At 53.2% G+C, this 9,938-nt stretch carries 7 protein-coding genes and 1 pseudogene; 6 read left to right on the forward strand and 2 right to left on the reverse strand.

The genetic code is table 11. The annotated features are described in order from the left end of the window. Positions 1-587: 587 nt before the first annotated feature. Complete coding sequence (locus CKW18_RS26285) at positions 588-2,012, forward strand: hypothetical protein (RefSeq protein WP_141233160.1); 1,425 nt, start codon at positions 588-590, stop codon at positions 2,010-2,012. 2 nt (positions 2,013-2,014) lie between these two features. After that, entirely contained in the window at positions 2,015-3,766 is a 1,752-nt protein-coding gene (locus CKW18_RS26290) for an ATP-binding protein (protein ID WP_095191451.1), read from the forward strand. Between the two features lie 42 nt (positions 3,767-3,808). Here the strand turns inward: CKW18_RS26290 and CKW18_RS26295 are convergent, their stop codons facing one another. Both CKW18_RS26295 and CKW18_RS26300 read right to left on the reverse strand, forming a co-directional pair. Continuing rightward, positions 3,809-4,846 carry a phage portal protein gene (locus CKW18_RS26295; protein WP_095191452.1) on the reverse strand — a complete coding sequence of 346 codons (1,038 nt, stop codon included), beginning with the start codon at positions 4,844-4,846 and terminating at the stop codon, positions 3,809-3,811. Continuing rightward, positions 4,846-6,603, reverse strand: a complete 1,758-nt coding sequence (locus CKW18_RS26300) for a terminase ATPase subunit family protein (protein ID WP_095191453.1) — start codon at positions 6,601-6,603, stop codon at positions 4,846-4,848. Before CKW18_RS26300 ends, CKW18_RS26295 begins: the two co-directional genes overlap by 1 nt. 169 nt (positions 6,604-6,772) lie before the next feature. On the opposite strand from CKW18_RS26300, the gene CKW18_RS26305 reads away from it, so the two are divergent. From CKW18_RS26305 to CKW18_RS26320, 4 genes and pseudogenes are all read left to right on the forward strand, one after another. Continuing rightward, positions 6,773-7,603: a GPO family capsid scaffolding protein gene (locus CKW18_RS26305; RefSeq protein WP_095191454.1), complete on the forward strand. Its 831-nt coding sequence runs from the start codon at positions 6,773-6,775 to the stop codon at positions 7,601-7,603. A 43-nt stretch (positions 7,604-7,646) separates the two neighbouring features. Then, positions 7,647-8,654 carry a phage major capsid protein, P2 family gene (locus CKW18_RS26310; protein ID WP_095191455.1) on the forward strand — a complete coding sequence of 336 codons (1,008 nt, stop codon included), beginning with the start codon at positions 7,647-7,649 and terminating at the stop codon, positions 8,652-8,654. A gap of 10 nt (positions 8,655-8,664) precedes the next feature. Beyond that, positions 8,665-9,363 (forward strand): terminase endonuclease subunit, encoded by a 699-nt coding sequence (locus CKW18_RS26315; protein WP_095191456.1) that lies wholly within the window; start codon positions 8,665-8,667, stop codon positions 9,361-9,363. 104 nt (positions 9,364-9,467) lie between these two features. Continuing rightward, positions 9,468-9,809: pseudogene (locus CKW18_RS26320) on the forward strand (head completion/stabilization protein); the annotation flags it as partial. Positions 9,810-9,938: the final 129 nt, after the last annotated feature.

Genomic DNA, 9,938 nt, shown 5'->3' on the forward strand with positions numbered 1-9,938 from the left:
ACACACGCCAGTCGCTCCAATCCCAAGCACTTCCTACAAGCGTTTCCGCACGGGCAAAACCACCTGCGCGAGAGTGTCCCTTTATCATCTGCGTGAGTGAGCCCAGCGGCCATCGGCTGCGCCGCCTTATAGAAGATGCCGTTTTTCGGGAAAGGCGTCGGAAAAAGGTAATTTTGGTAAGCCGAACGGTCAATCTTGCTGAGAGCCTTGATTTTACTGGGCTGCAAAGAATCGGCATGAAGTAATTTTTGAGTAATGTAGAAGTAAGATAATTACCTTTTAAGGAAGTAATATTTGTTTTTGTACAGACCTTATAAATCAACCACTTACAACCACATTACCTTTTTCATTACTCAAAATTACTTTCCGAAGTAAGCCAGCAAAGCCAATGAATACGGGGCTTTTGCCGGTGTTCCGATATTTGAATTACCACATTACTTTTTTCCGATGGCGTTCCTGAAAAACCCGCATCGAAAGGTTTCGTCTACCTGCCTCCCGCTTCGCCAGATCCACCCTGTCAGCCCCCCACCCTTCGCAGGGATCCGCAGGCTTTTTGACCTTCGACGCCCCTACTACAGCGCCCGGTCGTGGGGGCGCTTGGCCGGGTGCAGGACTGCGGAAAAAAAGACTCATTTAGCCCGCAGGCGAGGTGGGGGGACGACGGCGCGCGCCAGCGTTCAATCGAGCTGGTGCGACGCCCTTTGCCGTTTGAGTTTGGAGGGGAGAGGAAAGAACTGAGAACGTGTTCTACACTGAAATTTTGCGCCACTATTCTGGCATCAAAGCTGACGACTAAAGGCGAATTTATGGAAGATGGCGGTTATTACGCACTCAAGGGCTTTGACTTTCAAATAGACAAAACCATCATTGAAATTTTTTCGGCAGCGGCGGACACCGACGAAATTTCTATAGAAAGAATCCAAGATCTAAACTCGGATGCTTTCGTCACCCAAGTCAAATATAAAGAAACGCAAACCTTTGCGTTTTCAAAAATTCGAGACCCTGTAGTTCAGTTAATTCAAGAATTCGAGTCCGATACAGCTGATAGAACCTACATACTTTATTGTTACTTCTCCGACCAAATGGAAAGCATTAAGACTTTTGATGCCACTGAAATCGACAACATCCTTGAAATCAAACTAAATAAAAACTGCTCGGACGCACATCGAAAAAAACATGAAATAATAAAGTCCATCCCTAGCTCATTAAAAAAATCCTTCGCAGCTAAATTCCAGCTTATATTCGCACCTAATCACAGAACCCAATTTGATCGAGCACTCAATATAATCGCAAGCCAAGCTTTCTGCGCCGCCGATTCTGAAGCTTCATTCTATTACTGCTATTTAGCGGATCACTTACGCCGGCTTGTAATATCAAATCCAGATATTGATTCGAGAGTTTGTACCAGAAAAGGAATAATCTCCTCTCTCACAGATCGCAAGCATCAATTCTTCTATTCAACTCTGGCTTATATGAGCGGACGAGAATCGCTTATAAAAACATTAAAAAAAGTTTTCCCAAAACTGCAGCCACAGCAGAACAACTTATTATTCATAGGCATAAATCTAGCTAAACAGACTTCACAACTCACAAACCTGATCACCTCCATAATCGAACAGCAATTTAACAAGCCAACGTACGATGTCCACCCCATTACTTTCATCGTCGACCAACCGGAGATTACTTCCTTAAAAAAAGGCATGCTACTTAAAAACATAACTTTTAACGATGGCTATGAATCAATCCAATTCAATAGTCAACAATTCAACAGGAGACACTTATCCTTACGAAAAACAACGGCTACAGGTAGAGCCCTTGAGACGTTAGGACAAATATCTTACAAAGCACGAATCATCACCCTGGAAAATTTTATAAAATCTAATTCAGATTACGATCGACCGGACAGAATTTACTATTTCGACGCGGATAAATTTAGCGATTACACCGACATTCCCTCGTTCCAAATTAACGAACTCCACTGCGATGAAATTTGGCAATTATTCAAGAGGTAAGTATGAATTCCGAAAACTTCAAAATTGTAAGCGTCTCTTCAAACGCGTTGATTATCGAGATTGTTGATCCTTCGAAATTTTCTGGGGAGTTCAGTATAGGAAGCTACGTCGGGGTACCGTGCAGAGAGTACGCGGGACAACATGTTGTCGGTGTCATAGACAATTACAAAGTAAAAGATAATTATGTAACCGATGCAAACTCCCCGGCCAAATCACCATCTTTTCTACTGGACGTGAAACTTATAGGTATGCTTCACGAGACGGACGAAGGCATGATATTCAAACGAGGTGGCCACGGAATCCCCCTGCCACCTAATAACAGCATACGGATACTAGAAGCAAAAGAGCTTGATGATATTTATTCCACAGACCTGACATTAAAAGACAAACTAATATTTTCATCACTTGTAAACAGCCATAACACGAGAGTGCCTATAAACGGCAATAAATTTTTTAACAAGCATTTTGCGATAGTTGGCTCAACAGGCTCGGGAAAATCGCATACAGTTGCAAAACTCCTCCAATCTGCAGCAGATTCAAAACACGGAAATTTCGAGGGACTAAACAATTCTCACATCGTCATATTTGACATACATGGAGAATATAAAAGCGCGTTCCCAAACTGTAATTACTTAAACTCAGAAAAATTAAAAATTCCTTACTGGCTATTTGACGGTGAGGAACTGAGCGAATTATTCATCGAAAGCTCAGAAAACAATTCATACAATCAAGTTTCTCAATTTAGATACGCTGTCATTGAAAACAAAAAACTTCATAATGAAGGGAAAAAAGTTTTCTTTGACTCACCACTTAAATTTGATATACACGAGGTAATGCGGTACATCAAAAACATGAATTCCGAACTCATCAACAAAAAAAAGGGGCGCAAACCAGAAGACAAGAACAACAAATCATTTGAGTCGCGCATCCCCGAATACTTCCAAAATGAGTATGAATTCGACAAACTTAGCGCAGACTTTGTAAACGGCCCTTACACTGGTGATTTTGAACGATTTATAATGCGACTGGAGAACACAATCAGCAACTCAAGGTTGGACTTCCTATTCAAGAACGTTGACGAACTTACTATCGAGGGCGTGTTAGAACAATTTCTAGGTTATCAAAAAAATAGTGAAGCGAACGTTACCGTCATTGACTTGAGCGGAATACCTTTTGAAGTACTAAGCATCACTGTATCTTTAATATCCAGGATTTTGTTCGAGTTCGGATACTACTATAAAAGACTTTTATCACAACAGTCGGACTGCGAGACGCCTATCCTTCTAGTTTATGAAGAAGCGCACAAATATGTTCCTCGCAGCGACTTAACACGTTATCGCGCATCCAAAAATGCGATTGAGAGGATCGCCAAAGAAGGTCGAAAATATGGCGTTACACTTGCCATAGTCAGTCAACGCCCATCTGAAGTCTCGGAAACCATTTTCTCTCAATGCAGTAACTTTGTTGCCATGCGCCTGACAAATCCAGACGACCAGAGTTATGTACGAAAACTACTACCAGACACCTCTGGGGATTTAATATCAAATCTACCCACCCTGCAGTCGGGCGAAGCACTTATAATTGGGGACTCAATAATAATTCCCTCCATGGTAAAAATCGACAAATGCATAGCAACACCGAACTCTGTAGATATTGCATTTTTTAGTAAATGGTCAGAAAATTGGAAGGATGTAGAGTTCGAAAGTGTCACAGGGCTTTGGAAGCCATCAGATATTTTGGAGTTAGACATTTAAAAAACGTCGAGCCTGTGTTGAAGCACCGGCTCGCGAATTGGCTTACTGTGCGGAAGTTTCGCTCCCTGCGGGGATATAATATGGTTTGAACTTGACAACTTCTTCACCCAACCATTCATTCAACTGCGACATACGCGTCTGAATCGGTTCCAGCTCATTGGCCGCATAGATCTGCGCTGCCTCTCTGATCGACCCAAACCCACCTGCGTTTTGCGGCACAATCCCCATTAACTGCGGCGGAATGCGTAGGCTGGCCAACACGTCATCCCGTGTCTGATTCTTGATCGAGTTAAATTCATCCTTCGCCGCCACCTCGCTGACGGGGATCAGCTGAATTCCGTCCTTCTTACCGGTCGGCGAGTAAACGAACAAATTCCTGAAATTTCCCGGCCCCTTCGACTCCTTCAACGCCTTCCGCAACGCATCAATGTCCGCCTCGGTCTGCGCAGCATCCGTCATATACAAGATGAAACCTGCATGACTCCCGTTCTCATAATACTTGCGCCGAAACAACGTCGCCGACTCGTTCAACAGCGCCGACTGCAACGCGCTGATCCACTCCGGTAGCCCATAAATCTCCTGATGCAGATCCGCCTCACGCAGATGAAAAATGCTGTCCGGCTCAAACGCGTGTTCATCCTTCCACCCGCGCACCTGGTAAAACTGCCCATCCGGGCCGGCGCGCATGTACTTCGCTAACGGCGTTTCCAGCTTCCGAACCCCGCCCAACCGCGAACGCCGCCCTTCCAGATAGCCATTGCCCAAGCACAAGAAGTCCAACGCAAACTGCTCAAACGAAGCCCGCGAAAGCAGCGGATGCGGGATAAACGTCTTGCTCAACAGGTTGCGCTTGAACATCAGCCCCGAATGCAGATGCACGCTCGCCCCCACCGACCGAGCCAGCCCATCCAGCGACAACGGCGGCTCATACCACCGCCCGTTGAACCAGCACTCCAGGTAATCGAAAACCTCCCGACCACCCAGCACCGGCGTCGGCTCGCCGAAGGAGAACACCTGAGTTCCCGCGCCAGTGGCGGGTGTCGTCGCGGGCAATGTCTGGTTGGCGAGTTGTTCTGTCATCAGTAAATCTCCATGCGCCCGGTATTGGCAGTGGTCTGCCCCTCAAGCGGTTCGTGGTGCAATGCGTGAAAGAGCGCCCAGGCCAGATCGGCGTGGCCGGTGTTGTCGTTGCGGCCGGCGGTGTAGGTGTACTGGCGTCCGCCAGCGGTAACGGTCTTGCGGATCGCCATCAGCGACTGGGCCATGTCGGTCCAGCCGGCATCGAATTCGAGCCGGCCCTTGTGGATCACGTCGTAGGCCTTGAGTACCAGGCGGGTTTTGACTTCGGGCGAGTAGCTGAAGGTGGTCACCGCCGGGAAGAACTGGCGCACCAGCTGGGCCACACCGCTGCCCAGACCGGTCACGTCGATCCCGATGTAGGTCACCCAGTAGCGGTCGCAGACGCTCTTGATGAACGCGGCCTGCGCGGCGAAGTCCATGCCCCGGAATTGGTGGCGTTCGAGGATGCGAAACTTGCCACCCGGTACCAGGGGCGGCGCGACCACGACCATGCCGGAACAGTCGCCCGTCTCGGCCGGGTCGTAGCCAATCCACACTTGGCGGTCGCCGAACGGGCGCATGGCGAAAGGTTTGTAGTCCTCGGCCCACTCGACCCAGCTATCCACCATGCAGGACTGCAACAGGGTCAGCGGGAAGATGCTCGCGCCGTCGTCGACGAAGTCGCACATCAGCAGGTTGGCGAACGCCTCGGGGCTGTACTCGCGGCGCAGTTCCTCAATGTCGAACAGGTCGCACCCGCCCCGCTCCGCGTCCAAAATCGTGACGATCTGCCGCCACAGCCGATCCTCACGGAAACGGCCCTGCTGGAGCGCCCCGTGGGACACGTCCACTTTCGTATGCTGCGCGGCGGGCTTGCCCTTGTTGAATCGCTCGCCCGTCCAGAAGGTGTACGCCTCGTGGGCCATGCTCGACGGCGTGGAAAAGTAGGTCTTGCGCCACTTCTTGTGCATCGCCATACCGGAGGCGACCTTGTTCAGTTCCTCGAACTTGAACGTCCAGAAAAACTCGTCGAAGTAGAAATTGCCGTGATAGCCCTGGGCAGTGCGGGCGTTGGTACCGAGGAAAAACAGCTCGGCGCCGTTTGGCAGAACGATGGGATCGCCAGTCAGCTCGACGCCGATAATCTCGCGGCAGAACGCCTGAATGTAGCCCCGAAACAAATACGCTTGGTTCTTCGAGGCCGACAGGAAAATCTGGTTGCGCCCGGTGTCCAGCGCATCGATGAACGCCTCGCGTGCGAAGTAGTAAGTCGCACCGATCTGCCGGCTCTTGAGAATGACGCGGGTGCGCTGATTGCCAGCCCGGTACCAGTCTTTCTGATAGTCGAAACAGCCATCGATGAAGGCCTCACGCAGCAGCTCAATCTGGTCTTCGTCAATCTCGTTTTTGACGGCCTTTTTCTTCGGCTCGGCGTTGCGTTTCGCCAGATTCGGGTTGAGGTCGGTTTCGGTACCGCCCCCCTGAAAGCGCTGGATCCGCGCTTGGCGCTCCAACTGCCGGTGCAGCAGGTCGATCTCTTTGAAGTCGCCGCTGCTCTTATTGTCCTTGAGGATCAACTGCACCAACCGCGCTTCCAGTGCCCCGCCGATACGCTCGACGTTGTCGGCCCGGTCCCACTCGTCGCGGGCCTTCCAGCTGTGTAGCGTTTTTTCCTTTTCGCCCGTAGCCTCGGCAATCTCGCAGATGCGCCAACCCATCCAGTAGAGGAACTTGGATTGGCGGCGGGGATCGATGGGCAGCAGTGCGGTCGTAGTCATGGCCGCGATGCTGCCGCCCGCGACCGCGACTCAATAGCACCGCCCCTTGTAGCCCCCGCCCTTACAGTCCCGCCTCATTGCCGCAACTCGCGCGCGTCACGACCATGCCCCTCATCGCAACGCACTGCTCAGCCAACAGCAGGCGCCCTACGCAATGAGGATTCCCGGCATGAAGAAATTTCGCAGCAACTGGTTCCGCGTCGCCGTCGAGGGCGCTACCTCGGACAAGCGCACCATCAAACGCAGCTGGCTGGAACAGGCTGCGAAGAACTTCAACCCGTCCACCTATGGCGCCCGCATTTGGCTGGAGCATTACCGCAGCGTGCTGCCCGACAGTCCGTTCAAAGCCTACGGCGACGTGCTGGCAGTGAAGACCGAAGAAGTGGACATGAACGGTCAGAAGAAACTGGCGCTGTTCGCCCAGGTTGAGCCGACGCCGGAACTGATCGCCATGAACAAGGCGAAGCAAAAGATTTACACCTCCATCGAAATCGACGACAGCTTTTCCGATACGGGTGAGGCGTACATCGTTGGTCTGGCGGTGACCGACTCGCCTGCCAGCCTGGGTACCGACGTCCTCGCGTTCTCCGCTCAAAAACCCGAAGCCAATCCGTTCAAGGATCGCCATTACTCCGCGACCTCGATGTTCACCGAGGCGGTCGAAACCGAACTGACATTCGAAGAGGTCGAGGAAAAGCCGAGCATCGGCGCCCAGCTTTTCAGCAAGGTGCAAAACCTGCTCAAAGGCAAACAGACCAAGGACGACAGCGAGTTTTCCCAGATCAGTGATGCCGTCGAAGCCGTCGCCGAACACGTCAAGGACCTGCCGGACCAACTGAGCGCCGAGAAGAAATTCTCCGCAGGCCTGAGTACCCGACTGGATCAATTGAGCAGGGACTTCACCGAGTTGAAGACCAAGCTCTCCACCACCCAAGACCACAACCAAAAGACGCGCCCTCCGATTACCGGCGGCGATAACTCGGTCGTGACCGACTGCTGACAGTCAGCCCCACCAAAGCCCCGAAAAACGAAGGACGACCACCATGCGTAACGACACACGAGTTCTGTTCAACGCTTACCTGCAACAGCTTGCTCAGCTGCACGGCGTGAGCGACGTCACCACCAAATTCACCGCCGCACCGAGCGTTGCCCAAACGCTGGAAACCCGTATTCAGGAATCCAGTTCGTTCCTCAGCTCGATCAACATTTACGGTGTATCGGAGCAGTCCGGCGAGAAAATCGGTATCGGTATCGATGGCACGATTGCGAGCACCACCGACACCACCGTGAAGGATCGCGAACCCCGTGACCCGAGCAGCCTGGACAATCGCGGGTACACCTGCACGCAAACCAACTTCGACACCGGCCTGCGTTACCAGAAGCTGGATCAGTGGGCGAAGTTCAAAGACTTCCAGGCGCGTATCCGCGACGCGATCATCAAAGCCCAGGCACTCAACCGGATCATGATCGGCTGGAACGGCACCAGCCGTGCCGCCACGTCGAATCCGGCAACCAACCCGCTGTTGCAGGACGTCAACATCGGTTGGTTGCAAAAAATGCGCACCGAAAACGAAGCCCGCGTTATGGCCGAGGTAGGGGCTGGCAGCGGCAAGATCGAAATCGGAGCCGGTAAGGACTTCGAAAATATCGATGCGTTGGTTGTCAGCATGGTCAACGAGTTTATTGATCCGTGGTATCAGGAAGACACTGATCTGGTGGTCATCTGCGGCCGTCAGCTGTTGGCAGACAAGTACTTCCCGATCATCAACAAGACTCAGGCGCCGACTGAAATGTTGGCCGCTGACATCGTCACCAGCCAAAAGCGTCTGGGCAATCTGCCTGCCGTGCGCGTGCCGCACTTCCCGCCCAACGGCCTGCTGGTGACTCGCCTCGATAACCTGTCGATCTACTGGCAGGAAGGCACCCGCCGCCGCACCGTCGTCGACAACGCCAAACGCGACCGCATCGAGAACTTCGAATCGGTCAACGAAAGCTATGTGATCGAAGACCTTGGCTGTGCCGCCATGGCCGAAAACATCACCCTGGCTTGAGGGGCCGACCATGACAAACCCTTGCCGTCGTCATTTTCAACGCGTCACTGCCGCCAAGGAGGCGGCAGCCGTTGAACCCACGCAAACCATGGCCGGCGCCACGGCCTACGAACATCAGCTCAACCAGTTGCTGCAAGATCGCCTGCGCCTGAAACAGGTGCAATCGAACCAAGGCAAGGCCGAACTCAAGCGTCAGCTGCTGCCCGAATACATCCCCTACGTGCAAGGCGTGCTGGACGCCGGCCAAGGCGCCCAAGACGAAGTCCTGACCACCATAATGGTCTGGCGCTTCGACGCCGGCGACTTCACCGGTGGCCTCGACGTCGCGCAGTACGTGTTGCAACACAAGATGGTCATGCCGGATCGCTTCGAACGCACCACTGGCTGCCTCGTCGCCGAAGAGGTCGCGACCGCCGCGTTCAAGGCGCAGAAGGTCGGCGAGCCGTTCGACTTGGCCATCCTGCACCGCACCGCCGAATTGACCGACGCCGAAGACATGCCGGACCAGGCACGCGCCAAGCTGTTCCTCGCCATGGGGCGCGCAACGCTCGAAGGCATCACCGACGAAAAGCCCGGCCAACCGGGTCAGGTGCAAGCCGGCATCGACTTGCTGAAAAAAGCCATCGACCTGCACGACGCCTGCGGTGGCAAAAAGGATCTGGAGCGGGCCGAACGCCTGCTCAACAAACTCGCTGCCGCTGGCAGCTAACCGAGCGTCCCCACGCACCCCGCCGGCTCGGGGCGGATCGGCCAGGCCGCTCCTCCTGAACGTGAAGCCCCGACCACCGGCGACCTACAACAGAGCGCAGATTCATGAGCGGATTCGTAGCGGGCGGCACCGGTAACCCGGCCCCGAGCGGCCACATCAACACCGACCCCTTTTGGCCATCGATCGACCTCGACGACGTGCGCGGCACTTTGCGCATCGACTCCAGCGTCACGCCGATACGTCTGGAAACCGCGACCATCGCCGCTGCCATCAGCGTGAACCGCGAGTTCGCCACCTGGCGCCGCGCCAAACAGGCCGAAGGCTACGCAACTCTCGCGGACGTACCGGCCGAGCAGATCGAGGACAAATCAGAACTCGTTCACCTCTACCAACGGGCGATCTACGCCGCGACCGGAGCGGAGATCTGCGAGCGTTACCGCTCTTACGACCATCCCTTTCAAGGTCTTTTAGTTTTGGCAGCCTTGATTACTCTGTCCGTTGAAACATGCGCATGCACCGCCGTGCCTTGGACCCATGTCTTGGGCTTAGGCACCTTGGGGCCACGGGGGCTTTTC

The sequence above is a fragment of the Pseudomonas sp. Irchel 3E19 genome, assembly GCF_900187585.1.
Classification (GTDB): Bacteria; Pseudomonadota; Gammaproteobacteria; order Pseudomonadales; family Pseudomonadaceae; genus Aquipseudomonas; species Aquipseudomonas baetica.